Raw genomic sequence first — 23984 nt, forward strand, 5'->3', positions numbered from 1 at the left:
CGGGGGTACCGTCGAAGAGGGTGTCAAAGGGTGTCGCTTCCGTTGCCGCGCACGGCCGAGGGGTAGGGGCTCGTCATGAAGCAGGCGAACACGGACCTCGCACGATGGCTCCGGCAATCCGGCATGAGCAACACGGAGCTGGCCCGTCGGGTCAGGGCAGCGGCGCAGACCTGGGGCCAGCCGCACGTCAGCCCGGACGCGACGACGGTACGGCGCTGGCTGGCCGGCGACCACCCCCGTCCACCCGTACCCGAGATCCTGGCCGACGTGTTCTCGGCGCACGCCGGTTACCGGGTCACGACATACGACCTGGGGCTCGGCGACGGCGGCACCGCCGAGCGCGCGCTCGCGTACAACGCCTCCTTCCCGGACACGGTGGAAGCGGTGGCCGACCTGGGAAGGGCGGACGTGGACCGGCGCAAGCTCCTGGCCGCGGCACCGTTCGCCGCCGTCGCAGCCGTGGGCCCCTCGCGCGACTGGCTGCTCAACGCCCTTGATCAACGGCCGAGTTCCGGCCCACGGGTGCGCCTCGAGGACGTCACGGCGGTACGGAACATGTTCGGCGAGTTCCAGAAGATGGACGTCCTCCAGGGCGGCGGCTCCGGCCGGCTGATCCTCGCCGGGTACATGAACCAGCACGTCTATCCGCTGCTGCGCCGCACGCACACGGAAGCCGTCCGTCGAGCGCTGTGCGAGGCGGCGGCGGAACAGACGTATCTCCTCGGCTGGATGTCGTACGACAACGGCGAACACGGCACCGCCCAGCGCTACCTGATCCAGTCCCTCCGCCTCGCCGAGGAGTCCGGGAACACCGCCCTCGGCGCCCACGTACTCGCCGGCATGGCCGACCAGGCGACGCTGCTGGGCGAGCCGGAGGAGGGCCGCCGGCTCGCGCAGGCCGGCCGCTCGGGCCTCGGCCGCATCGCCTCGCCCGCCTGCCTGGCCGACCTGTGGGCGCTGGAGGCGCGGGCGCACGCCAGGCTGGGCGACAAGGCCGCCGCCGCAAAGGCGGTCGCCGCGTCGGAGGCCGCGTACGGCAGGGTGCGCCCGGCGGAGGAGCAGGAGTGGGCGGCGTTCATCGACCCGGCGTACCTGCACGGCGAGCACGCGAACACCTTCCGCGACATCGGCCGCCCGGAACTCGCGGAGCAGCACGCCCAGCAGTCGATCACCCACGCCCGCCGCCAGCGCCGCGCCCGCCGGGGCGCCCTCTCCCAGGCCGCCCTCGCGGCATCCCACCTCCAGCGCCACGACCTCGAGGCCGCCCACGCGGCGGGCCTGCGCACGCTGTCGCTCTCCCGCCGGGTCAAGAGCTCCCGCTGCGTCGAGGCGGTGCGGGACCTACTGCGCCGAATGTCCCCCTACGGGAAGCATCGCCTCGTGGCGGACTTCGGCGAACGCGCCCGCGAGCTGACCTCCGCCGCATGACGACGAAGAGTTCCGTGAACCACACACGCTGGAAAGCGGCCCGCGAGCGGAAGACCGCCGAGGGCTACACGGAGCCGGCCGAAGTGACCGCCCGGCGCGCCGAGATCAGCCTCGCCATCGACCTCGGGCAGCTCGTCTACGACCGCCGCACGGCACTCGGTCTGTCCCAGGCAGACCTCGCCGAGCGCGCCGCCATGAGCCAGCGGCAGATCTCGAAGGTCGAGGGAGGCGGCACTGTACCCACGCTGCCGCTGCTCGCCCGCCTGGCGGAGGCCTTGGACGCGTCCTGGAACATCGCGATCGACAGCGGCGAGGCCACTGTCACCCTCACCCCGCACACCCACGCCGCAGCCTGAACCAGGAAACACGAAGCCCCCTCCCGACACATCGGAAGGGGGCTGAACTGTGCCCCCAACGGGATTCGAACCCGTGCTACCGCCTTGAAAGGGCGGCGTCCTGGGCCACTAGACGATGAGGGCTGATGACCTTCGGCAGCACGAAGGTGCCGCCGGGACCACTGCAGGATATGGGATGGATACGGAGATCGCCAAAGCGGTTTTGGAACGGGTTCAGGAACCCTCTCCCCCCGCGCTGACATCACCGACGACACAGCAGACACACCCCCACAAGGATTCGCACAAATATTCGAACACATGGCATCATCGACCCCGTGCCCCAAACCTTCCCCGACGACCTGCTCCGCGCCCAGCGCGACTGGTACACCGTGTACCGCCTCCTCGCCCACGCCGCCCCCGGCACCCCCACGACGGCCCTGCGCCGCCGCATGTACCAACTCTCGGTCCGCGTAGCGGCCCACCCCTTCTGGGACACGGAAGCCGGCACCCCGGCGGCCCGCGTCCGCCTGAAGCAGGCGGCCTGGGACGGCGGCCTCCCGGCCGAGCGGGGCTGAGGGGTCAGCGCTTCAACGCGCAGAGATCTTCGCCGCGCCGCCATCGCCGCTGAGCACGACGGCCTCCGACGAGAGGCGCGCCACCCTCAAGACACCGCCCCAGACGGCCGATCGCCCAACTCCGCCCGGCGAAAGGGCTACCGTCGCAAGATGAGGACCCGCCGCAACGTCCGAGCCATCCTGCGCGACGGCGACCACCTGCTGTTCCTCCGCCGAGGCTGGCCCGGAGCTCGCCGCGTACCTCCGGAGCCACGCCACCTGACCCCACCACGGCCGCAACCACCACCGGCGCGACGGGCATCGGGCTGTCCCAACTCCCCACCCCGCGCAAACGAAAACGCCCCCTCGCACATACTCCGAGAAGGCGTCCCCGCAATGAGGTGGCTGGGGCCGGGGTCGAACCGGCGACCTATCGCTTTTCAGGCGATCGCTCGTACCAACTGAGCTACCCAGCCGAGGTGACCCAAGAGATCACCTGGCGGTCCTGACGGGATTTGAACCCGCGGCCTCCACCTTGACAGGGTGGCGAGCACTCCAAACTGCTCCACAGGACCATGCGCGTGAGACACAGTCTCGCACAGGGGGGCGCGCGTACCCAAAGTGATTTCCCCGAAGACCTTCGCCGGGGTTCCCCACCTGGGGTGACGTCGCTGGATTAGCGTAGCAGACCTGGGGCCTGGGCCCGAAAACGTACGATCCGCTACCCGGCCCCCGGATACGCCACCCGCGTCGTGATCCGCGCGATCCGGTCCGCCGTCTCCTCGGGGGAGGCCGTCGGCTGGACGATATGGCTCACCGTGAGCCGCACGATCGTCTCCACCGCCAGGCTCCGCGAATCCGCGTCGACCTCCGGCCAGGCGTCCGCCGCGTACGCGTCCAGCATCGAGCGCGCCGTCTCGAACACCGGCTCCGGGCGCGTGGTGAGGTACGCCAGCAGCTCGTCGTCCTCGCCGCCCCGCGCCGCCGTGAGCACCGACTTGATCAGCGGGTTGTCCGTCGCCGACCGCAGCACGAACCCCACCCCCGCCCGCGCCGCGTCCGCCAGCGCGTCGCGGTGGGCGTCGAGCTCCCGCGCGATGCCGAGCATGAAGCGCTCCGCCTCCCGTTCGACGAGAGCGAGGCCGACCGCGTCCTTGGAGTTCGAGCCGAACTCGTTGTAGACCGTCTGCCGGCTCACCCCGGCGATCCGCGAGACGCCCGCGACGGTGAGCTTGCTCCAGCCCGAGGCCGTGACCTGCTCGTACGCCGCGTCGAGGATCTGGTCGCGGAGAAGGGATCGAACTGCCTGCCGATATCGCGTCATGATGCGACCACTGTAAGCGAGGAACGGACTCTGTCCAATGTATTGACACTCACAGCGACGACTGTCTAACTACTCGACAGTAAGAAATGAGGTTGTCAGGACGGCAGGGAGGCACGGAATGACAGCGGCAGACACGTACCCGGGCGGTACGGACAGCGCGCCCCACTGGCGCGACCCCAAGCGCTACTACTGGCTCCTCGGCCTCTTCATCCCGATGTTCCCGTTCGTCGCCTGGGGCCTGGTGACCTGGACCGGGCTCGGCGGCTTCTGGTGGACCGGCGTCGTCGTGCTGTACGTCGTCTTCCCGCTGATCGACATCCTGATCGGCAAGGACTCCGCGAACCCCCCGGACAGCGCCCTGGCCTGGCTGGAGCAGGACCGCTACTACCGCTGGTGCACGTACATGTATCTGCCGTTCCAGTACGCCGGCCTGGTCCTCGGCATCTGGCTGCTCACCCGCGGGGGCATGTCCGTCGTCGACCAGATAGGCCTGACCGTCACCCTCGGCGGCGTGGCCGGCATCGGCATCAACACCGCGCACGAGCTCGGCCACAAGAAGGAGTCCACCGAGCGCTGGCTCTCCAAAATCGCCCTCGCGCAGACCATGTACGGACACTTCTTCATCGAGCACAACCGCGGCCACCACGTCCGCGTGGCCACCCCCGAGGACCCCGCCAGCGCCCGCCTCGGCGAGAGCTTCTGGCGCTTCCTCCCGCGCACCGTGTACGGCAGCCTCACCTCCGCCTGGCGGCTGGAGAAGGCGCGGCTGGGCCGGCGCGGCAAGAGCCTGTGGACCTGGCGCAACGACGTACTGAACGCCTGGGCCATGACCGTCGCCCTGTTCGGCGCCCTGGTCGCGGCCTTCGGGCCGGAAGCCCTGCCGTACCTCGTCGGCCAGGCGGTCTTCGGCTTCTGTCTGCTCGAGGTCATCAACTACACCGAGCACTACGGCCTGTTGCGCCGCCGCACCGACACCGGCCGCTACGAGCGCTGCGCGCCGCGCCACAGCTGGAACAGCGACAACGTCGCCTCCAACGTCTTCCTCTACCACCTGCAGCGCCACAGCGACCACCACGCCAACCCCACCCGCCGCTACCAGGCCCTGCGCCACTTCGACGACGCCCCCGAACTGCCCACGGGATACGCCGGGATGATCGTGCTGGCGTACTTCCCGCCCCTGTGGCGCAAGGTCATGGACCCGCGCGTCCAGGCGCACTACGGCGGCGACCTGACGCGCGCCAACATCCGCCCGGGCAAGCACGCCGCGTACGGGGTGGTCGCCGCGTGAGCCGATTCATCTGTCCCGTCTGCGAGTTCGTGTACGACGAGCAGGCCGGCGTCCCCCGCGAGGGCTTCCCCGCCGGTACGCCGTGGGCCGACGTACCGGACGACTGGCCGTGCCCCGACTGCGGGGTGCGGGAGAAGACCGACTTCGAGGAGGAGAGCGGCTCGTGAAGCTCAGGAAGTGGCAGTGCCAGGTGTGCGGCTTCGAGTACGACGAGGCCGAGGGCTGGCCGGACGAGGACATCGCGCCGGGCACGAGGTGGGAGGACATCCCCGACGACTGGTCGTGCCCGGACTGCGGTGCCGCGAAGGCGGACTTCGAGATGGTCGAGGTCTCGCCCGTATAGAAGCTAAACCGCCGGCGCCCCCGCCAGCGCCCCCACCAGCACCTCCGCCGCCGCGATCCCGGAGACCCGGGTGGCGCCGTGGGTGATCAGGTGGACGGCGCCCAGGGGTTCGCCGCTCGGGAAGCCCATCTCCACCACCGTGGCGTCCGGCCGGACGGTGAGCACCGTGGCCACGGCGTCCGTCATCCACCGGTGCCGGGCGGCGTCGCGCACCACCACGACCAGGGGGCGCCCCCCGGCCGGGCCCAGCCCCTGGACGCGCAGGGCGTCGTCCCGGCCGTCGAGCTGCTCCTGCGTGAGCCGGACGGACGTGGTGCCCGGGATCAGCTCGCGCAGGGGGGCGGCGACGCCCCAGGGGGTGGAGCCGTCGACGGCGAGGTTCATCACCGGGGACAGCTCCACGACGTGCGGGGCGCCGGTGATGGGCCGGACCTGGCCCCGGGTGACGCGCACCGCGCGGCGGGCGGCGGCGAGGCCCACGCCGGACTCGGCGCCGGCTCCGGCGGCACAGGCGCGCAGGGTGGTGGACCAGGTGGCGAACTCCCCCACGCCGGCGGCGGCCCGGGCCAGCCGCTCGTACGGCAGCGAGCCGTCCCGTACGGCCCGGACCAGGGCGCCCGTGAGCAGCTCGGCGGTCTCGGGGGCGGCGCTCTCCCCGCCGACGCAGACGGCGTCGACGCCGGCGATGATCGCCTTGACGGTGGCGCCGTCGATGCCGTGGACGTCGGTGACGGCGCGCATCTCGATGCCGTCGGTGACGAGCAGCCCGGTGAAGCCGAGGGTGTCGCGCAGCAGGCCGGCGAGGATGGCGGGGCTGAGGGTGGCGGGGTTCTCCGCGTCGTACGCGGGGACCAGGACGTGGCCGGTCATGACCGCCCGTACGCCCGCCTCCATCGCGGCGAGGAACGGCGGCAGCGCGGTCGCGGCGATCTCCTCGACGGAGGCGTTGACCAGGGGGAGGCCGTGGTGGGAGTCGACGACGGTGTCGCCGTGGCCGGGGAAGTGCTTGACGCAGGCGGCGACGCCGGCCTCCTGCAGGCCGCGCACCCAGGCGGCGGTGTTCCGGGCCACCACGTCGGTGCTCTCGCCGAAGGAGCGCACGCCGATGACGGGGTTGAGGGGGTTGGAGTTGACGTCGGCGCTGGGGGCGAAGTTCACCGAGACGCCGGCGGCGTGCAGGTCGCGGCCGATGTCGCGGGCGACGGACTGGGTGAGGCCGAGGTCGTCGACGGCGCCGAGGGCGAGGTTGCCGGGGCGGGAGGCTCCCGTACCGGCCTCGAGGCGGGTGACGTCGCCGGCCTCCTCGTCGATGCCGATGATCAGCTCGGGATTCTCCGCGCGTAGCTCTGCGGTGAGAGCGGCGACCTGCTCGACGTCGACGATGTTCCGCCCGAACAGCACCACGGACTTCAGCCCGCCGTCCGCGATCCGGCGGCGGACCCAGTCGGGGGCGGTGGTACCCGTGAACCCGGGCTGGATCACGGCGTTGGCGAGGCGCTCCAGCTCAGCGGGGCTCGATTCCAAGACGGACCTCCGGATAAGGCGGGCAGCACGCAGTGGCCGCGGGAGAGGAGAGCTACTCGATTACTTGGTACAGACCAATGTGGATGCTGGCGTGGATCGGCCGGGCATGTCAAGGGTCAGTCACCCCTCCACCGGCGCGAAAGCCCCTCGCGGAACGCCACTTCAGACCCCCGCGCCCCTTCCGTCCGGACCGCCCCGGGGTCCGGACGGTGCTGAACGTCACTGACCGCCACGCCGAAAGTCATTCGCCGCCCCGACCCGCCGGGTGAGATCCTGGGCACCGTATGTCCAGTGCCGAGCCCATCCAGCTGACCGCCATCCTCGACCGCCTCCCCGAGCTGACGCTGCGCGACCAGCAGCGCCTCGGCCGCCGTCTGGAGGGGACCCGGCGTATCCGAAAGCCGGAGGCCCGCGCGGCGGTGCTGACCGACATCGCCGCCGAGATCGACCGGGCGGAGGCGAGGGTCGCCGGCCGCCGGCAGGCCGTTCCCCCGATCACCTACCCCGAACAGCTGCCGGTCAGCCAGAAGAGGGACGACATCCTGGCCGCCGTCCGCGATCACCAGGTCGTGATCGTCGCCGGCGAGACGGGATCCGGCAAAACCACCCAGATCCCGAAGATCTGTCTCGAGCTGGGCCGCGGCGTCAAGGGCCTGATCGGCCACACCCAGCCCCGCCGGATCGCGGCCCGCACGGTGGCCGAGCGGGTGGCGGAGGAGCTGAAGAGCCCCCTCGGTGAGGCCGTCGGCTGGAAGGTCCGCTTCACCGACCAGGTCTCGGACACCACGCTGGTCAAGCTGATGACGGACGGCATCCTGCTCGCCGAGATCCAGACGGACCGCGAGCTGCGCCAGTACGACACGATCATCATCGACGAGGCCCACGAACGCAGCCTCAACATCGACTTCCTGCTCGGCTATCTCGCCCAGCTCCTGCCGAAGCGCCCCGACCTCAAGGTGATCATCACCTCCGCCACGATCGACCCGGAGCGCTTCTCCCGCCACTTCGGCGACGCCCCGATCGTCGAGGTCAGCGGCCGTACGTATCCGGTCGAGGTCCGCTACCGCCCGCTGCTGGAGGAGAACTCCGACGCCGACGACCGCGACCAGATCACCGCGATCTGCGACGCCGTCGACGAGCTGCAGCGGGAGGGCGACGGCGACATCCTGGTCTTCCTCTCCGGCGAACGGGAGATCAGGGACACGGCGGACGCGCTCGAGAAGAAGAGACTCTTCAACACCGAGGTCCTCCCCCTCTACGCCCGCCTCTCCCACGCCGAGCAGCACCGCGTCTTCCAGCGCCACTCCGGCCGCCGCATCGTCCTCGCCACGAACGTCGCCGAGACCTCCCTCACCGTCCCCGGCATCCGGTACGTCATCGACCCCGGCTTCGCGCGCATCTCCCGCTACAGCCACCGCACCAAGGTCCAGCGCCTGCCCATCGAGGCGATCTCGCAGGCCAGCGCCAACCAGCGCAAGGGCCGCTGCGGCCGCCTGGCGGACGGCATCTGTATCCGCCTGTACAGCGAGGACGACTTCCTCACCCGCCCCGAGTTCACCGACGCCGAGATCCTCCGTACGAACCTGGCCTCCGTCATCCTCCAGATGACCGCCGCGGGCCTGGGCGACATCGAGCGCTTCCCCTTCATCGACCCGCCGGACCGCCGCAACATCAAGGACGGCGTCCAGCTGCTCGAGGAGCTGCACGCGCTGGACACCAAGCAGAAGGACCCCCGCAAACGCCTGACGCCGACCGGCCGCAAACTCGCCCAGCTGCCCGTCGACCCCCGGCTGGCCCGGATGGTGCTGGAGGCCGACAAGAACGGCTGCGTCCGCGAGGTCATGGTGATCGCCGCCGCCCTGTCCATCCAGGACCCGCGCGAACGCCCCTCCGACAAGCAGCAGCAGGCCGACCAGCAGCACGCCCGCTTCCGCGACGAGACCAGCGACTTCCTGGCCTTCCTCAACCTCTGGCGGTACGTCCGCGAGCAGCAGAAGGCCTTGTCGTCCTCCGCGTTCCGGCGGATGTGCAAACGCGAATTCCTGAACTACCTCCGGATACGGGAGTGGCAGGACATCTACTCCCAGCTCCGTACGGTCGCCAAGACCATGGACATTCACCTCGGTGACCAGGACGCCGACGGCGACCGCGTCCACCAGTCCCTGCTGGCCGGCCTCCTCAGCCACGTGGGCCTCAAGGACACCGACAAGAACGAGTATCTGGGCGCCCGCAGCGCCAAGTTCGCGATCTTCCCCGGCTCCGCGCTCTTCAAGAAGCCCCCGCGCTGGCTGATGTCCGCCGAGCTCGTCGAGACCTCCCGCCTCTGGGCCCGGGTGAACGCGAAGATCGAGCCCGACTGGATCGAGCCCCTCGCCCAGCACCTGGTCAAACGCACCTACAGCGAGCCCCACTGGGAGAAGGACCAGGCCGCCGTGATGGCGTTCGAGCGGGTCACGCTGTACGGCGTCCCGATCGTCGCCCAGCGCAAGGTCAACTACGGCCGCATCGACCCCGAGACGTCCCGCGAGCTGTTCATCAGGAACGCCCTGGTCGAGGGCGACTGGCGCACCCACCACAAGTTCTTCGCCGACAACCGCAGGCTCCTCACCGAGGTCGAGGAGCTGGAGCACCGGGCGCGCCGCCGCGACATCCTGGTCGACGACGAGACCCTCTTCGACTTCTACGACCAGCGCCTCCCGGAGACGGCCGTCTCCGGCGCGCACTTCGACTCGTGGTGGAAGAAGAAGCAGCGCGAAGAGCCCGAGCTGCTGAACTTCGAGAAGTCGATGCTCATCAACGAGCAGGCCGAGGGTGTCACCAAGGCCGACTACCCGGACTCCTGGCGCCAGGGCCCGCTGAAGCTCCGTGTCACGTACCAGTTCGAGCCCGGCGCGGACGCGGACGGCGTGACGGTCCACGTGCCGCTGCAGGTACTGAACCAGGTGTCCGCCGAGGGCTTCGACTGGCAGATCCCGGGTCTGCGGGAGGACCTGGTCACCGAGCTGATCCGCTCACTCCCCAAGCCCGTCCGCCGCAACTTCGTCCCCGCCCCCAACACCGCGAAGGCGTTCCTGGACGCCGCCGTGCCGCTGCAGGAGCCGCTGACGACGACGATGGCGCGGGAGCTGCGCCGGCTGAAGGGCGTCCCGGTCGAGCCGGAGGACTTCGACTGGTCGAAGGTCCCCGACCATCTGCGGATCACCTTCCGGGTCTACGACGAACGCCGCCGCAAGATCGCCGAGGCGAAGGACCTGGAGGAGCTGCGCCTGAAGCTCCGCCCCAAGACCCGCGCCGCGATCAACAAGGCCTTCGAGAAGGCGTCCCCCTCCACCGGCGGCGCCCCCGGCGCCCCCGAGCAGCGCACGGGCCTCACGTCGTGGACGATCGGCGCCCTCCCCCGCGTCTTCGAGACCCGCCGCGCCGGCCACCCGGTGAAGGCGTACCCGGCGCTCGCCGACGAGGGCACGTCCGTCGCCGTACGCCTCTACGACACGGAGGCCGAGCAGTCCGCCGCGATGTGGCGCGGCACCCGCCGGCTGATCCTCCTGAACATCCCGGCGAACCCCGCCAAGTACGCCAACGACAAGCTGAGCAACGTCGCGAAGCTCGCCCTCTCCCGCTCCCCCCACGGCGGCGTCCAGCCCCTGTTCGAGGACTGCGTGACGGCCGCCGCCGACCGGCTGATCGCCGTCCACGGCGGCCCCGCCTGGGACGAGGAGGGCTTCCGCAAGCTGTACGACGCGGTGCGCGCGGACCTCGTCGACACGTCGATGGCGGCGATCCGCCAGGTCCAGGAGGTCCTGGCGGCGTGGCACGCGGCGGAGGGCCGGCTGCGGTCGATCAAGAGCCCGGTGCTGCTGGACTCCCTCCAGGACGTACGGGACCAGCTGGCGTGGCTGATCAAGCCCGGCTTCGTCACCGAGCACGGGGTGGGCCGGCTGCCCGACCTGATGCGCTATCTGATCGCCGCCGACCGCCGGCTCCAGCAGCTCCCGACGAACGCCGAACGGGACCGCGCGCGGATGGCGAAGGTCCGGGAGATGCACGACGAGTACCTGTGGCTCCTGGAGCAGCAGCCCGCCGGGCGCCCCGTCCCGCGGGCCGTCCGCGACATCCGCTGGATGATCGAGGAGCTGCGGGTCAGCTACTTCGCGCACGCGCTGGGGACGGCGTACCCGATCTCCGACAAGCGCATCACGAAGGCCGTCGACGCCCTGGCCCCGCCCGGCCGGTGACCCCCGTCACCAGCGCCCTTATCGGTTCGACCGCACCCCCTCGGCTGCTGTACAGTCATCACGTCGCGACGCCCCCGGGCGAAGCGGAGCGAGGTCCTGTGGAGCAGTTTGGAGTGCTCGCCACCCTGTCAAGGTGGAGGCCGCGGGTTCAAATCCCGTCAGGACCGCATCGATCGCAAAAGGCCGGACCGCTGAGGTCCGGCCTTTTCGCTACCCGTCTCCCGCCCCAAGCCCGCCACCCTGTCAGGGTGGAGGCCGCGCCCGCGGCGCAGCCGCAATCAGCTGCAGCAAATCCCGTCAGGACCGCATAGATTGAAATCAGGCCGGATCCCTTGGATCCGGCCTTTTTGCTGCAGGTCAGGGTTGACGGACCGTGCCCCCGCAGGTACTCAGGGCATATGACAGTCATCGCGCGGCACGAGACGAGGGCGCTGCTCCGCGCCCATCTGTCGGCGGCCACGTCCTACCGGCATCTGACGCGTCACTGCCCCATCTGCCACCAGCTCCTGCGCCTCGCGCTGAACCAGCCCGCGTCCGCCGGGCCGTCCGCCGCGCCGGCAGAGGAGGACACCGCCCGGGCGTCCCGGTGACACGGCGGCCAACTCCCTTTACCGCAGCATCGTTACGCAGGGCAACCACGGTGCGATGTGACGGGAGTCACGAAACCGGTTACCGCTGAGGGAACTTCACGGTCCCCTTACAGCCGCTCAATTTTATATGTGCAATTGCACCCGCCTCGAAGGGCCGACGCGATCCCCTCGGAATGTGCCCGTACGGCCCTAGCCGACAGGCTCCCGTCCCACCCCGCAGAAGGCCTGCCCGCCCTCCGCACAGGCCCCACGCGCCCCACAGCACCCCTCGCCCCCGGGAATCACGCGGGGCCGACCGGCACCCCCCGGAGACAACGAAGATCGCGCCGGACCCGGCGGAGTCCAGCGCGATCAAAGTCGTACAGGTGGGCATCAGAGCCGGGATGGGGGTCCCGAAATGCCCGGATATGTAGTTGTTACTGCTGACGCAGACGTACTCGTCAGACCTCGCTGCGCTGCTGCGGAATGCCCGCGAGCAGGGCGCGGACCTCCGCCTCACGGTAGCGGCGGTGCCCACCCAGCGTGCGGATGGACGTGAGCTTGCCCGCCTTAGCCCAGCGCGTGACCGTCTTGGGGTCGACGCGGAACATCGTGGCAACCTCAGCAGGGGTCAGCAGCGGCTCGGCATCAGGGGTGCGAGCGGTCATGAGCGGCCTCCTCGGGAGAACCGAACTGAACTCGGTTCTTTCCTCTAAATTCTGCACCTTGACCCGCGTTGTCCGAAATGGAGGGACGCGGGTCGAGTCGGTTATAGGACGAACGGCTTGTCCTCGGCACTACAACTACACCATCTGTCCAGCGCCGTGGCTCAAACCGACGGAATTGCCCTCTGAGGTGTTCAACCCCAGCGGAAGCCGATGGACCATGCCATAACGGACAGTCACACGGTCGTAACGATCAGTCACAGCCCCACCAGAGGCCACAAGGCCCCCCATGAAGATCAATACCCGGCATTCCACCCGAAGTTGGATGCAAGGTACCCCTCCTGGACTCCTTGTCCTATTTTGACACGAGGGTATGGGATGTGGGCAAGACCCCGGTACGTGTAATCCATCACGCTTGGGGCTTTGGCCCGGATCGGGACCAACGTCCCGACTTCCCGGTGACCCTGGGTCACATGCGGAGGACCTTAGTCCGTAATCGCCCGTCGCACTAGGTTTCGCATGACCTTACCGGTGTCGGAGATGTGTCCCGGTCATGTGACGCGGGCACACCCCCGGCCGCTAGCTCGCGAACTGCCGGTCCCTGACCCGGCCCCAACGGTCCGTCAGCCGCCGGTACGCGGCCCCCGCCCGCTCCCCGTCCCCGGCGGCCAGCGCGGTCAGCCCCTCCGCGACGTCCGCCGCCGAGTGGTCGCCCTCCAGATGCTCCTTCGGCAGCGCGTGCACCAGCCCGCCGTAGTCCAGCTCCACCAGCGACCGCGGATGGAACTCCTCCAGCCACCGCCCCACGTCGGTGAGCCCGTCGATCAGCGGCTCGTGCGGCCCCGGCTCCCCCGCCGCCACTGCCTCCCGCGACGCGTCCCGCAGCGCCCGCAGCCCGCGCGCCACCCGCCGCCGCGCCTGCGCCATGGGCGTCCGGTACCGGAACACCGCCGCCGAGGGGCCACCCGGCGCGTACTCCCGCTCCTCGTCGGCGAAGAGCACGAACCACCGCACCGGCACCACCCACACCGACGTCCGGATCCACGGCCGGGCGTCCGGGTTCTCCCGCCGCCACCGGTCGTAGTCCGCCGCCGCCTGCTCCCGCAGCACCCGCGGCAGCGCCGCCGCCAGCACCGCCTCCGGCAGCTCCGCCTCCAGCTCCCGCAGCGCCAGCCACGCCCGCAGCCGGGTCCGCCAGGGGCACACGCACGTGACGCCGTCCACCACGGCGACGAACGCGTCCTCGCTCTCGTGCGCCGGCACGCCCTGCGGCGGCGTGCCCGTCAACCCGCCCAGGGAGAGCCGCAGTTCGTCCTGTGCGCCGGGCAGGGCCTCCCGGCGGGCGTACCGGTACCAGTGGCCGCGCTCGGGCTCCGGAAAGGCTGCCAGAGGCTCGTACACCCTCAGGTAGGAGGCGTACGGAACCACCACCGACGACACCACTGCCACGCCACGCTCCCTTCCGGCCGTCACCTCGGGGTTCCCCGCCCGGCTCCCGGACGAACCGCTCCCGAAATGTCCCGGGAAGGCAGCCTGCCCGCGGCGGACGCCCGGAAAGAGGTGCGACGCAGTCGAGTCTCCCCCAGACTGATGTGCTGTAACTCACCGGGGGCGCCACCTGCCCCCGGCGCCCTCCTGCCCGTCAGGGCATCCCGGGCGGGGGTCCGGCGTTCTAGTCTCTGGATCGAAAGGCCCTCCCCACCCACAGGAGGGCGTCCCCGCGAACGACCGGAGTCACCACCGTGACCGACGTATCGTCCTCCGTCAGCGCCGACGGACGCGTGCCCGATTCACCCTTCCTGCAGACCCTGTTCCACTCGGATCAGGGAGGCCACGAGCAGGTCGTCCTCTGCCAGGACCGCGCGAGCGGCCTGAAGGCCGTCATCGCCATCCACTCCACCGCCCTCGGCCCCGCCCTCGGCGGCACCCGGTTCCACGCCTACGCCTCCGACGAGGAGGCCGTCATGGACGCGCTGAACCTCGCGCGGGGCATGTCGTACAAGAACGCGATGGCCGGCCTCGGCCTCGGCGGCGGCAAGGCCGTCATCATCGGGGACCCCGAGACGATGAAGACAGAGGAGCTGCTCCTCGCGTACGGGCGCTTCGTGGCGTCCCTCGGCGGCCGTTATGTGACGGCGTGCGACGTCGGCACATACGTCCAGGACATGGACGTCATCGCGCGGGTCAACAAGTGGACGACGGGCCGCTCCCCCGAGAACGGCGGCTGCGGCGACTCCTCGGTGCTCACCTCGTACGGCGTCTTCCAGGGCATGCGGGCGGCGGCCCGGCACCGCTGGGGGACCCCGTCCCTCGCGGGCCGCACGGTGGGTGTCGCGGGGGTCGGCAAGGTCGGCCACTACCTGGTGGACCACCTGATCTCGGACGGCGCGGACGTGGTGGTCACGGACGTCCGCGAGGAGTCGATCGCCCGCGTCCTGGCGGCGCACCCGAAGGTCCGCGTCGCGGCGTCGACGGACGACCTGATCCGCCTCCCCCTGGACGTGTACGCGCCCTGCGCGCTGGGCGGCGCCCTCTCCGACGAGACGGTCCCGGCCCTGACGGCGAAGATCGTCTGCGGCGCGGCGAACAACCAGCTCGCCCATCCGGGCGTGGAGAAGGACCTCGCGGACCGGGGGATCCTGTACGCGCCCGACTACGTCGTGAACGCGGGCGGGGTCATCCAGGTCGCGGACGAGCTCCACGGCTTCTCGATGGACCGGGCCCGCGCGAAGGCGTCCCTGATCTACGACACGACCCTGGAGATCTTCGCCAAGGCGGACGCGGACGGCATCCCGCCGGCGGTGGCGGCGGACCGCATCGCGGAACAGCGCATGTCAGAGGCGAAGCAAGCCTGACGGCTCGCGACACCGGGGGTTCGGGGGCCGCGCCCCCGGCCCCCGCAGTCGGCGCTGCGCGCCTCGGCCTCAAACGCCGGCCGGGCTGGGATGTGGGGCTTTCGCGCCCTCGGCCTGCGGCAGGTTGTCGGCGCTGCGCGCCTCCGCCTCAAACGCCGGCCGGGCTGGATGGGGTCCGGCCTGCGGTCGCGCTGAGACGTAGGGCTTTCGCGCTTTCGGCCGGCAGTCGGCGTTACGGACCGACCGGGACACCGCCCGCGCCGGATCCCACTACCCAAAGTGGCATTCGCCCACCCAACGCAACCCCAACCCAGCCCGTCCGGCGTTTGAGGACGAGGCGCGCAGCGCCCACAACGGGGTCGGGGCGGAGCCCCGGGAGCGGGGGCGTGACGCCCCGAGCCGTTTGCAGGCGCAACGCCCCGCAGGGGCGTGCCGCATCTCACGACGCACCGTCCGGCCCCACCTCGTCAGACGATAGAATTGGCTCTGACCAGCAAGGACAGGGGCAAGACCGGGCCGTATGACATGGCCCGTCCTGCGAGCGGCGTACCGTAGGGACGCAGAAGCAGGTACCGTTGAACCCCGACGGACCGGTCTCTCCCCGCGAGAGTCCGTTCTGAATCATGAACGCGTGTCAAGACTCTGGGGCCGTCGAGCCCCGCCGTATAAGGGGGTCGAGCCATGGGGCGCGGCCGGGCCAAGGCCAAGCAGACGAAGGTCGCCCGCCAGCTGAAGTACAACAGCGGTGGGACGGATCTCTCACGCCTGGCCAACGAGCTGGGCGCATCTTCACCTCAGCAGCCACCGAACAGTGAGCCGCCCGAGGACGATGAGCTGGACGATGACCCGTACGCACAGTACGCGGATCTCTACAACGACGACGACGAGGATGACGAGGACGACGACGAGCAGTCGTCGGGTCAGTCCGCCTCACGCCGTCGCGGGGCGTAGCACTCACTCGTACGCCGCAGCAAAAAGGGAGCCCAGTCCGAGGTAAGTCCCCGGCGGGCCCTTTTTGCTGCCTCTTTGCGTCCGGGACGGGCCCACGGCTGCCGAGGACCCCCCGGCAGCCCGCTCCACACCCGGCGCCTACCCCGCGTAATCCCCGGTCAGCGTGACGGCCTCCGTACGGTCCCCGCGCTCGCTCACCGAGCCCGCCACCCACGCGTCCACCCCACGGTCCGCCAGCACCGCCAGGGTGACGTCCACGGACTGCTCCGGGATCACCGCGATCATGCCCACGCCCATGTTCAGCGTCTTCTCCAGCTCGGGCCGCGCGACCTGCCCCAGCTCCCCGACCACGTCGAACACCGCGCCCGGCGTCCACGTCGACCGGTCCACGGACGCGTGCAGCGAGTCCGGGACGACCCGGGCCAGGTTGTTCGCCAGCCCACCGCCGGTGATGTGCGAGAACCCGTGCACCTCCGCCGCGCGGATCAGCGCCAGACAGTCCAGCGAATAGATCTTGGTCGGCTCCAGCAGCTCCTGCCCGAGCGTCCGCCCGAACTCCGCCACCTCGCGGTCCAGCGCCCACCCGGCCCGGTCGAAGAACACGTGCCGCACCAGCGAGTACCCGTTGGAGTGGAGCCCCGAGGACCCCATCGCGACGACCACGTCACCCGCCCGGATCCGGTCCGCGCCCAGCACCTGATCGGCCTCGACGACCCCGGTGCCCGCGCCGGCCACGTCGTAGTCGTCCGGCCCCAGCAGCCCGGGGTGCTCGGCCGTCTCGCCGCCGACCAGCGCACAGCCGGCCAGCACACAGCCCTCGGCGATGCCCTTCACGATCGCGGCGACCCGCTCGGGCACGACCTTGCCGACACAGATGTAGTCCGTCATGAACAGCGGCTCGGCACCGGTGACCACCAGGTCGTCGACGACCATGCCGACCAGGTCGTGACCGATGGTGTCGTGCACGTCCATCTTCTGGGCGATCGCGACCTTGGTGCCCACGCCGTCCGTGGCGGAGGCCAGCAGCGGCCGCTCGTAACGCTTGAGGGCGGAGGCGTCGAAGAGCCCGGCGAAGCCGCCGAGGCCGCCGACGACCTCGGGGCGGGTGGCCTTCTTCACCCATTCCTTCATGAGTTCGACGGCGCGGTCGCCCGCCTCGATGTCGACGCCGGCAGCTGCGTAGCTGGCACCAGCCATGGCAGTGGGATCCCTTGGTTGTGGGGGTGTACGGAGGTCTCAGGGGCGCCGCAGGGCGTCGGCGGCGTCGCGGCCGCCCGCCACCTCGGTCTCCAGCAGCTGCTTGCCGAGCAGGCCGGGGTCGGGCAGCTCCATCGGGTACTCGCCGTCGAAGCAGGCCCGGCACAGGTCCGGCTTGGCGATGGTGGTCGCCTCGATCATGCCGTCGATGGAGATGTACGCGAGGGAGTCGGCGCCCAGCGAGGTGCCGATCTCGTCGACCGTCATCCCGTTGGCGATCAGCTCGGCGCGGGTGGCGAAGTCGATGCCGAAGAAGCAGGGCCACTTCACCGGGGGCGAGGAGATCCGGATGTGGACCTCGGCGGCGCCGGCCTCGCGGAGCATCTTGACCAGGGCGCGCTGGGTGTTCCCGCGGACGATCGAGTCGTCGACGACGACCAGCCGCTTGCCCTTGATGACTTCCTTGAGCGGGTTCAGCTTCAGCCGGATGCCCAGCTGGCGGATGGTCTGCGAGGGCTGGATGAAGGTCCGGCCGACGTAGGAGTTCTTGACCAGGCCGGCGCCGTACGGAATGCCCGAGGCCTCCGCGTAACCGACGGCGGCGGGGGTGCCGGACTCCGGGGTCGGTATCACCAGGTCCGCGTCGACCGGGGCCTCCTGGGCCAGCTTGCGGCCCATCTCGACGCGGGAGAGATAGACGTTCCGGCCGGCGATGTCGGTGTCCGGGCGGGCCAGGTACACGTACTCGAAGACACAGCCCTTGGGCTTTGCTTCCGCGAATCTGGAGGTTCGCAGACCGTCCTCGTCGATCGCGACCATCTCGCCCGGCTCGATCTCCCGTACGAAGGAGGCGCCGACGATGTCGAGGGCCGCGGACTCGGAGGCGATGACCCAGCCGCGCTCCAGGCGGCCCAGCACCAGCGGCCGGATGCCCTGCGGGTCACGGGCCGCGTACAGCGTGCCCTCGTCCATGAAGACGAGGCTGAAGGCGCCCTTGACCTGCGGCAGCACCTGCGGGGCGGCCTGCTCGACCGTCAGCGGCTTGCCGTCGGCGTCGACCTGGCCGGCGAGCAGCGCCGTGATCAGGTCGGTGTCGTTGGTGGCGGCCACCCGGGAGGCCTTGGTGCCCTCGGCCGGCAGCCGCTCGACCAGTGCGGCGAGCTCCGCCGTGTTGACCAGGTTGCCGTTGTGACCGAGCGCCAGGGAGCCGTGGGCGGTGGCACGGAAGGTCGGCTGGGCGTTCTCCCACACGGAGGCGCCCGTGGTGGAGTAACGGGCGTGACCGACCGCGATGTGCCCCTGCAGGGAGCCGAGCGAGGTTTCGTCGAAGACCTGGGAGACGAGTCCCATGTCCTTGAAGACCAGGATCTGTGAGCCGTTGCTCACCGCGATGCCCGCGGACTCCTGTCCCCGGTGCTGCAACGCGTACAGACCGTAATAAGTGAGCTTGGCGACCTCTTCACCGGGGGCCCAGACACCGAAGACGCCGCAGGCGTCCTGGGGACCCTTCTCTCCCGGGAGCAGGTCGTGGTTGAGTCGTCCATCACCACGTCGCACACTTCGAGTCTAGGACAGTTTGCGGGCTCTCCGGCACGAGGGCCGCCCGCTCCCGCGTGATCCCCGCCACCAAAGCGCCCGCTCAGGCGGGCTTGACGGCCTCTTCGGACCCCGTCCGCAGTACGGGCAGCAGCCCTCCGATGTCCGCCCGCTCCCCGCTCGCCCGCACCGCCGCGGCCTCCCGGGCGTCCGCCCACGCCGTCCGCCCCGCGGCCAGCCGCAGCCAGGTGAGCGGGTCCGTCTCCACCACGTTCGGCGGGGTGCCGCGGGTGTGCCGGGGCCCCTCGACGCACTGCACGACGGCGTACGGCGGCACGCGGACCTCCACCGCCCCGCCCGGCGCCTTCACGGCGAGGGCGTCGGCCAGGACCCGTACCGCCGCCGCGAGGGCCTGGCGCTCCAGGGACACGCCGGCGCCCGTGGCCCGCGCGAGGTCGTCGGCGTGCACCACGACGGCGACGAGGCCGGCCGCCGCGCGGTCTCCCGCGGACATCGCCCCCAGGGCGTGCGGGACGAGCCGCCCGGCCGCGGGCACCCCGTGCGCCGCGAGCCGGCCGGCCACGGCGTCCAGGGCCGCCAGGGGGTCCCCCGCGGGGGGCTCGGGGGCGTCCGGGGCCTCCAGGGCCCAGCGGGCGGGGTCCAGCGCCGGACGGACGGCACGGGGCGGCGGGGCGTCCAGGGCGTCCGCGAGGGCGCCGGCGTGCGCGGCGATACGGGCGAGCGGTCCCCGTACGGACGGCGCCGCGAGCTCCCCGGGGGTCAGCCGGGCGGCGGCCTCGCGTACCCGCGTCAGCTGGGCGGTGAGGGCCGCCCAGGTCCTGGCGGGGTCGTACGTACGGGGGCGGCGCTTGGGGGGTGGCATACGGGCGAGGCTAGCTCGCACCACCGACAATGAACGGCCGCCGAAAATTATCGGCCCCGGAAAAACCCGCGAACCCCGGCCGGAATCCCGGCCAGGGGTTCACAGTACGCAAAAGCGATCAGCCGAACAGCGCCGGAATCGTCGCCTCCCACGTCTCACGGAGTTCCGCGAGCGGGATCGAGAACTGACCCTGCAGTTCGACCGAATCCCCGTCGATCACGCCGATCCGCGCCACCGGCAGCCCCCGCGCACCGCACATGTCGGTGAAGCGCAGTTCCTCCGACCGCGGCACCGCCACGACGGCCCGCCCCTGCGACTCGGAGAACAGGAACACCGTCGGGTCGATCCCCTCGGGAGCCACCAGCCGCGCCCCCTTGCCGCCCTTCAGGCACGACTCCACGACGGCCTGAATCAGACCCCCGTCGGACAGGTCGTGCGCCGCGTCGATCATGCCGTCGCGGGACGCGGAGATCAGGATCTCGCCCAGCAGCCGCTCCCGGCCCAGGTCCACCGCCGGCGGCCGACCGCCCAGGTGGTCGTGGACGACCTGCGACCACGCCGAGCCGTCGAGCTCCTCCTTCGTGTCACCGAGGAGGTACAGCAGCTGCCCGTCGTTCTCGAACGCGATCGGCGTCCGCCGCGTCACGTCGTCGATCACGCCCAGCACGCCGACCACCGGCGTCGGGTGGATGGCGGCGTCGCCCGTCTGGTTGTACAGCGACACGTTTCCGCCGGTCACCGGCGTGCCCAGCTCCAGACACCCGTCCGCGAGCCCGCGGCACGCCTCGGCGAACTGCCACATCCCGGCCGGGTCCTCCGGCGACGGGAAGTTCAGGCAGTCGGTGATCGCCAGCGGCTTGGCGCCGGTGGCCGCCACATTGCGGTACGACTCCGACAGCGCCAGCTGCGCGCCCGCGTACGGGTCGAGCTTGGCGTAGCGGCCGTTGCCGTCGGTGGAGATCGCGACGCCGAGGTTGGTGTCGGCGTCGACGCGGATCATCCCGGAGTCCTCGGGCTGCGCGAGCACCGTGTTGCCCAGCACGTACTTGTCGTACTGCGCGGTGATCCACGACTTGTCCGCCTGGTTCGGCGACCCGACGAGTGCCAGCACCTGCGCCCGCAGCCCGTCGCCGTCGGCCGCCCGCGCCAGCTTCGCCGCGGTGTCCGCCTGCAGCTCGTCCAGCCACGTGGGACGGGCCATCGGCCGCTCGTACACGGGACCGTCGTGGGCGACGGTGCGCGGCGGGACGTCGACGATCTGCTCGCCGTGCCAGAAGATCTCCAGCCGGTCGCCGTCGGTGACCTCGCCGATGACGGTGGCGATGACGTCCCACTTCTCGCAGATCGCGAGGAACGCGTCGACCTTCGCCGGCTCGACGACGGCGCACATGCGCTCCTGCGACTCGCTCATGAGGATCTCCTCGGGCGAGAGCGTGGAGTCGCGCAGCGGTACGTCGTCGAGCTCGACGCGCATCCCGCCGGTGCCGTTGGAGGCCAGCTCGCTCGTCGCGCAGGACAGGCCCGCGGCGCCGAGGTCCTGGATGCCGACCACGAGCTTCTCGCGGAAGGCCTCCAGGGTGCACTCGATGAGGAGCTTCTCCTGGAACGGGTCGCCGACCTGGACGGCCGGGCGCTTGCTCGGCTTGCTCGAGTCGAAGGTCTCGGAGGCCAGGATCGACGCGCCGCCGATGCCGTCGCCGCCGGTGCGGGCGCCGTACAGGATGACCTTGTTGCCGACGCCCGAGGCCTTCGCGAGGTGGATGTCCTCGTGCTTCATCACGCCCACGCACAGGGCGTTGACCAGCGGGTTCCCCTGGTAGCAGGCGTCAAAGACGACCTCGCCGCCGATGTTCGGCAGGCCCAGGCAGTTGCCGTAGCCGCCGATGCCGGCGACGACGCCGGGCAGCACGCGCTTGGTGTCGGGGTGGTCCGCGGCGCCGAAGCGCAGCGGGTCCATCACGGCGACCGGGCGGGCGCCCATGGCGATGATGTCGCGGACGATGCCGCCGATGCCGGTGGCCGCGCCCTGGTAGGGCTCGACGTACGACGGGTGGTTGTGCGACTCGACCTTGAAGGTCACCGCGTAACCCTGGCCGACGTCGACGACGCCCGCCTGCTCGCCGATGCCGACCAGCATGGCGTCGTTGGCGGGGGCCTTCTCGCCGAACTGCTTGAGGTGGACCTTGCTGCTCTTGTACGAGCAGTGCTCCGACCACATCACGGAGTACATGGCGAGCTCCGCGCCCGTCGGCCGGCGGCCGAGGATCTCGCGGACTTGGCTGTACTCGTTCTCCTTCAGCCCGAGCTCGGCCCAGGGCTGCGGCGCGTCGGGGGTCTGGGCCGCGTGCTTGACGGTGTCCAGGGACATCAGACGTTCACCAGCTGCTTCAGTACGGAGGTGAAGAACGGGAGCCCCTCGGTGGTCGGCCCCGTCAGGGCCTCCACCGCGTGCTCCGGGTGCGGCATCAGGCCGACGACGTTGCCGGCGGCGTTGGTGATGCCGGCGATGTCGCGGCGTGAGCCGTTCGGGTTGACGTCGAGGTAACGGGCGACGACGCGGCCCTCCGCCTCGAGCTCGTCCAGGGTGCGCTCGTCGGCGACGTAACCGCCCTCGCCGTTCTTCAGCGGGACGGTGATCTCCTGGCCGGCCGTGTAGTCACGGGTCCAGGCGGTGTCCGCGTTCTCGATGCGCAGCTTCTGGTCGCGGCAGATGAAGTGGAGATGATCGTTACGGGTGAGCGCACCGGGCAGCAGATGCGATTCGCACAGCACCTGGAAGCCGTTGCAGATACCGAGGACCGGCATTCCGTCCTTCGCCCGCTCGATGACCGTCTCCATCACCGGGGAGAACCGGGCGATGGCGCCGCACCGCAGATAGTCGCCGTAGGAGAAGCCGCCGGGGAGCACGACCCCGTCGACCTGGTGGAGGTCCTTGTCGCGGTGCCAGAGGGAGACCGGCTCGGCGCCGGCCAGCTTCACGGCCCGCAGGGCGTCACCGTCGTCGAGGGAACCGGGGAAGGTGACGACGCCAATACGAGCGGTCATCGGGCGTCGTCCTCGACGCGAACGGTGAAGTCCTCGATCACGGTGTTGGCCAGGAAGGTCTCGGCCATCTTGTGGATCTCGGCGAGGGCGGCGTCGTCGGCCGGCCCCTCGAGCTCGAGTTCGAATCGCTTGCCCTGGCGGACGTCCGCGATTCCCTTGAAGCCAAGCCGGGGCAGTGCGCGCTGCACCGCCTGTCCCTGGGGGTCGAGGATCTCCGGCTTGAGCATGACGTCGACTACGACGCGTGCCACTGGTGCTCCCGGTGGTGAGTTGAGGCCCGCGGGCGGAGCCCGCTAATAGGTGCGTGCCGCTCAGCCTACCCCGGCAGAAAATCTACGCGGGTAGATATCTAGCCGTCACGTTGTAAATCCTGTTACGTTTCGCCGCGAGACACGCGGACGCATTCCAAGTACGCCGTCATTTATTCACCGCCCTGTGAGATAAAGAAAATGCAGGCGGAGCCATACGGAAGGACCGATTTCGTGGCGCAGCGCGTAGTGGTCACCCTCTCCGACGACATCGACGGTGGGGAGGCCGCCGAGACGGTCCTCTTCGGACTCGACGGAAAGTCGTACGAGATCGACCTGAACCAGGCGAACGCGAAGAAACTCCGGCAGGCCCTGGAGCCGTTCCTCGCCGCCGGCCGCAAGAAGTCCGCCTCCGGCGCGGTCTACAAGCGCAGCTCGGTCGCCCCCGACCCGGCCACGGTCCGCGCCTGGGCCTCGTCCAACGGCATGGAGGTCCCGGCCCGGGGCCGTATCCCGAAGCGGGTCTACGAGGCGTTCAACGCGGCCCACTGACCGCCCGCCGGCCTCCCGCTGATCTTCGAAACCCGTACTCAGTTGCGTCACCCCCCGGTTGTTGGGCTAGAGTCAGGTCCACGCCGAGGGGGCGCAGCAAGGCCCCTCACGCGGGTGTAGCTCAGTAGTAGAGCGCCCTCTTTCCAAGAGGGAGGCGCAGTGTGCGATCCCTGTCACCCGCTCTGAACAGCCTTCGGGCCTGGTCTTGACGATCAGGTACAGTGGTTGTCGCGCCGGACGATGTGAGTCGTTCGGAGGCATGCGGACGTGGCTCAGTTGGTAGAGCATCACCTTGCCAAGGTGAGGGTCGCGAGTTCGAATCTCGTCGTCCGCTCGGTGCCGGATCTTTTTTGATCTGTCGCACGTTTCATGCGGACGTGGCTCAGTTGGTAGAGCATCACCTTGCCAAGGTGAGGGTCGCGAGTTCGAATCTCGTCGTCCGCTCCAGTTGT

Annotated in this window: 21 protein-coding genes and 7 tRNA genes; 15 read left to right on the forward strand and 13 right to left on the reverse strand. The window is 70.4% G+C overall.

The genetic code is table 11. The annotated features are described in order from the left end of the window. The first annotated feature begins 75 nt into the window (after positions 1 to 75). Positions 76 to 1428 carry a transcriptional regulator gene (locus SRB5_RS24015; protein ID WP_153455486.1) on the forward strand — a complete coding sequence of 451 codons (1353 nt, stop codon included), beginning with the start codon at positions 76 to 78 and terminating at the stop codon, positions 1426 to 1428. Then, positions 1425 to 1784, forward strand: a complete 360-nt coding sequence (locus tag SRB5_RS24020) for a helix-turn-helix domain-containing protein (RefSeq protein WP_153455487.1) — start codon at positions 1425 to 1427, stop codon at positions 1782 to 1784. Before SRB5_RS24015 ends, SRB5_RS24020 begins: the two co-directional genes overlap by 4 nt. A 50-nt stretch (positions 1785 to 1834) precedes the next feature. Here the strand turns inward: SRB5_RS24020 and SRB5_RS24025 are convergent. Beyond that, a tRNA-Glu gene (locus SRB5_RS24025) sits at positions 1835 to 1907 on the reverse strand. A 191-nt stretch (positions 1908 to 2098) separates the two neighbouring features. On the opposite strand from SRB5_RS24025, the gene SRB5_RS24030 reads away from it, so the two are divergent. Continuing rightward, positions 2099 to 2338 carry a hypothetical protein gene (locus tag SRB5_RS24030; protein ID WP_323378375.1) on the forward strand — a complete coding sequence of 80 codons (240 nt, stop codon included), beginning with the start codon at positions 2099 to 2101 and terminating at the stop codon, positions 2336 to 2338. Between the two features lie 381 nt (positions 2339 to 2719). On the opposite strand, the gene SRB5_RS24035 is transcribed toward SRB5_RS24030, so the two are convergent. The 3 genes from SRB5_RS24035 to SRB5_RS24045 form a co-directional block, all read right to left on the reverse strand. Continuing rightward, a tRNA-Phe gene (locus SRB5_RS24035) sits at positions 2720 to 2793 on the reverse strand. A 21-nt stretch (positions 2794 to 2814) separates the two neighbouring features. Beyond that, a tRNA-Asp gene (locus SRB5_RS24040) sits at positions 2815 to 2892 on the reverse strand. A gap of 146 nt (positions 2893 to 3038) precedes the next feature. Continuing rightward, positions 3039 to 3641, reverse strand: coding sequence for a TetR/AcrR family transcriptional regulator (locus SRB5_RS24045; protein ID WP_153455488.1), 603 nt, complete (start codon positions 3639 to 3641; stop codon positions 3039 to 3041). 118 nt (positions 3642 to 3759) lie between these two features. On the opposite strand from SRB5_RS24045, the gene SRB5_RS24050 reads away from it, so the two are divergent. Genes SRB5_RS24050 through SRB5_RS24060 form a run of 3 tightly spaced genes read left to right on the forward strand, consistent with a single transcriptional unit; the run spans position 3760 to position 5272 of the window. After that, a complete protein-coding gene (locus tag SRB5_RS24050) occupies positions 3760 to 4929 on the forward strand; it encodes an alkane 1-monooxygenase (RefSeq protein ID WP_153455489.1) in 1170 nt (389 codons plus the stop codon). Beyond that, positions 4926 to 5096, forward strand: a complete 171-nt coding sequence (locus SRB5_RS24055) for a rubredoxin (protein WP_323378376.1) — start codon at positions 4926 to 4928, stop codon at positions 5094 to 5096. The genes SRB5_RS24050 and SRB5_RS24055 overlap by 4 nt, the downstream gene beginning before the upstream one ends. Continuing rightward, on the forward strand, positions 5093 to 5272 hold the full coding sequence (locus SRB5_RS24060; RefSeq protein WP_323378377.1) for a rubredoxin: 180 nt from the start codon (positions 5093 to 5095) through the stop codon (positions 5270 to 5272). Before SRB5_RS24055 ends, SRB5_RS24060 begins: the two co-directional genes overlap by 4 nt. A 3-nt stretch (positions 5273 to 5275) precedes the next feature. Here SRB5_RS24060 and SRB5_RS24065 read toward each other — a convergent pair whose 3' ends face one another. Then, the gene (locus SRB5_RS24065; protein WP_153455490.1) at positions 5276 to 6796 is read right to left on the reverse strand and encodes a glycoside hydrolase family 3 protein; all 1521 of its coding nucleotides are present in this window, start codon (positions 6794 to 6796) and stop codon (positions 5276 to 5278) included. Positions 6797 to 7080: 284 nt separating this feature from the next. On the opposite strand from SRB5_RS24065, the gene hrpA reads away from it, so the two are divergent. The 3 genes from hrpA (at position 7081) to SRB5_RS24080 (ending at position 11621) form a co-directional block, all read left to right on the forward strand. Then, on the forward strand, positions 7081 to 11031 hold the full coding sequence (gene hrpA, locus SRB5_RS24070; RefSeq protein ID WP_153455491.1) for an ATP-dependent RNA helicase HrpA: 3951 nt from the start codon (positions 7081 to 7083) through the stop codon (positions 11029 to 11031). 92 nt (positions 11032 to 11123) lie between these two features. Next, positions 11124 to 11198 (forward strand) — tRNA-Asp (locus SRB5_RS24075). 231 nt (positions 11199 to 11429) lie between these two features. Further along, positions 11430 to 11621, forward strand: a complete 192-nt coding sequence (locus SRB5_RS24080) for a DUF6274 family protein (RefSeq protein ID WP_153455492.1) — start codon at positions 11430 to 11432, stop codon at positions 11619 to 11621. Positions 11622 to 12061: 440 nt separating this feature from the next. On the opposite strand, the gene bldC is transcribed toward SRB5_RS24080, so the two are convergent. Both bldC and SRB5_RS24090 read right to left on the reverse strand, forming a co-directional pair. Next, positions 12062 to 12268, reverse strand: coding sequence for a developmental transcriptional regulator BldC (gene bldC, locus SRB5_RS24085; RefSeq protein ID WP_027749187.1), 207 nt, complete (start codon positions 12266 to 12268; stop codon positions 12062 to 12064). Positions 12269 to 12844: 576 nt separating this feature from the next. Next, positions 12845 to 13714 carry a hypothetical protein gene (locus SRB5_RS24090; protein WP_323378379.1) on the reverse strand — a complete coding sequence of 290 codons (870 nt, stop codon included), beginning with the start codon at positions 13712 to 13714 and terminating at the stop codon, positions 12845 to 12847. Between the two features lie 293 nt (positions 13715 to 14007). Between SRB5_RS24090 and SRB5_RS24095 the strand changes: the two genes are divergently transcribed. Together SRB5_RS24095 and SRB5_RS24100 are read left to right on the forward strand one after the other, a co-directional pair. Next, entirely contained in the window at positions 14008 to 15120 is a 1113-nt protein-coding gene (locus SRB5_RS24095; protein WP_407703961.1) for a Leu/Phe/Val dehydrogenase, read from the forward strand. Between the two features lie 681 nt (positions 15121 to 15801). Beyond that, complete coding sequence (locus SRB5_RS24100) at positions 15802 to 16071, forward strand: DUF3073 domain-containing protein (protein WP_153455493.1); 270 nt, start codon at positions 15802 to 15804, stop codon at positions 16069 to 16071. Positions 16072 to 16209: 138 nt separating this feature from the next. On the opposite strand, the gene purM is transcribed toward SRB5_RS24100, so the two are convergent. From purM to purS, 6 genes are all read right to left on the reverse strand, one after another. Beyond that, the gene (gene purM / locus SRB5_RS24105; RefSeq protein WP_153455494.1) at positions 16210 to 17268 is read right to left on the reverse strand and encodes a phosphoribosylformylglycinamidine cyclo-ligase; all 1059 of its coding nucleotides are present in this window, start codon (positions 17266 to 17268) and stop codon (positions 16210 to 16212) included. Positions 17269 to 17307: 39 nt separating this feature from the next. Next, positions 17308 to 18825, reverse strand: a complete 1518-nt coding sequence (gene purF / locus SRB5_RS24110; protein WP_323378380.1) for an amidophosphoribosyltransferase — start codon at positions 18823 to 18825, stop codon at positions 17308 to 17310. 82 nt (positions 18826 to 18907) lie between these two features. After that, positions 18908 to 19687 carry a sterol carrier family protein gene (locus tag SRB5_RS24115; RefSeq protein ID WP_153455495.1) on the reverse strand — a complete coding sequence of 260 codons (780 nt, stop codon included), beginning with the start codon at positions 19685 to 19687 and terminating at the stop codon, positions 18908 to 18910. Positions 19688 to 19805: 118 nt separating this feature from the next. Continuing rightward, positions 19806 to 22055, reverse strand: a complete 2250-nt coding sequence (gene purL, locus SRB5_RS24120; RefSeq protein ID WP_153455496.1) for a phosphoribosylformylglycinamidine synthase subunit PurL — start codon at positions 22053 to 22055, stop codon at positions 19806 to 19808. Beyond that, positions 22055 to 22732: a phosphoribosylformylglycinamidine synthase subunit PurQ gene (purQ, locus tag SRB5_RS24125; RefSeq protein ID WP_153455497.1), complete on the reverse strand. Its 678-nt coding sequence runs from the start codon at positions 22730 to 22732 to the stop codon at positions 22055 to 22057. The genes purL and purQ overlap by 1 nt, the downstream gene beginning before the upstream one ends. Continuing rightward, positions 22729 to 22983: a phosphoribosylformylglycinamidine synthase subunit PurS gene (purS, locus tag SRB5_RS24130; RefSeq protein WP_323378382.1), complete on the reverse strand. Its 255-nt coding sequence runs from the start codon at positions 22981 to 22983 to the stop codon at positions 22729 to 22731. Before purS ends, purQ begins: the two co-directional genes overlap by 4 nt. A 231-nt stretch (positions 22984 to 23214) precedes the next feature. On the opposite strand from purS, the gene SRB5_RS24135 reads away from it, so the two are divergent. The 4 genes from SRB5_RS24135 to SRB5_RS24150 all read left to right on the forward strand — a co-directional run bounded on the left by SRB5_RS24135 (position 23215) and on the right by SRB5_RS24150 (position 23979). Then, on the forward strand, positions 23215 to 23532 hold the full coding sequence (locus SRB5_RS24135; RefSeq protein WP_323378383.1) for a histone-like nucleoid-structuring protein Lsr2: 318 nt from the start codon (positions 23215 to 23217) through the stop codon (positions 23530 to 23532). 110 nt (positions 23533 to 23642) lie between these two features. Further along, positions 23643 to 23714 (forward strand) — tRNA-Gly (locus SRB5_RS24140). Between the two features lie 79 nt (positions 23715 to 23793). Continuing rightward, positions 23794 to 23866 (forward strand) — tRNA-Gly (locus SRB5_RS24145). A gap of 37 nt (positions 23867 to 23903) precedes the next feature. Beyond that, positions 23904 to 23979, forward strand: a tRNA-Gly gene (locus SRB5_RS24150). The last annotated feature ends 5 nt before the right edge of the window (positions 23980 to 23984 follow it).

Origin of the sequence: Streptomyces smaragdinus (assembly GCF_009604385.1) — a bacterium.
In the GTDB taxonomy this organism is placed as follows: domain Bacteria; phylum Actinomycetota; class Actinomycetes; order Streptomycetales; family Streptomycetaceae; genus Streptomyces; species Streptomyces smaragdinus.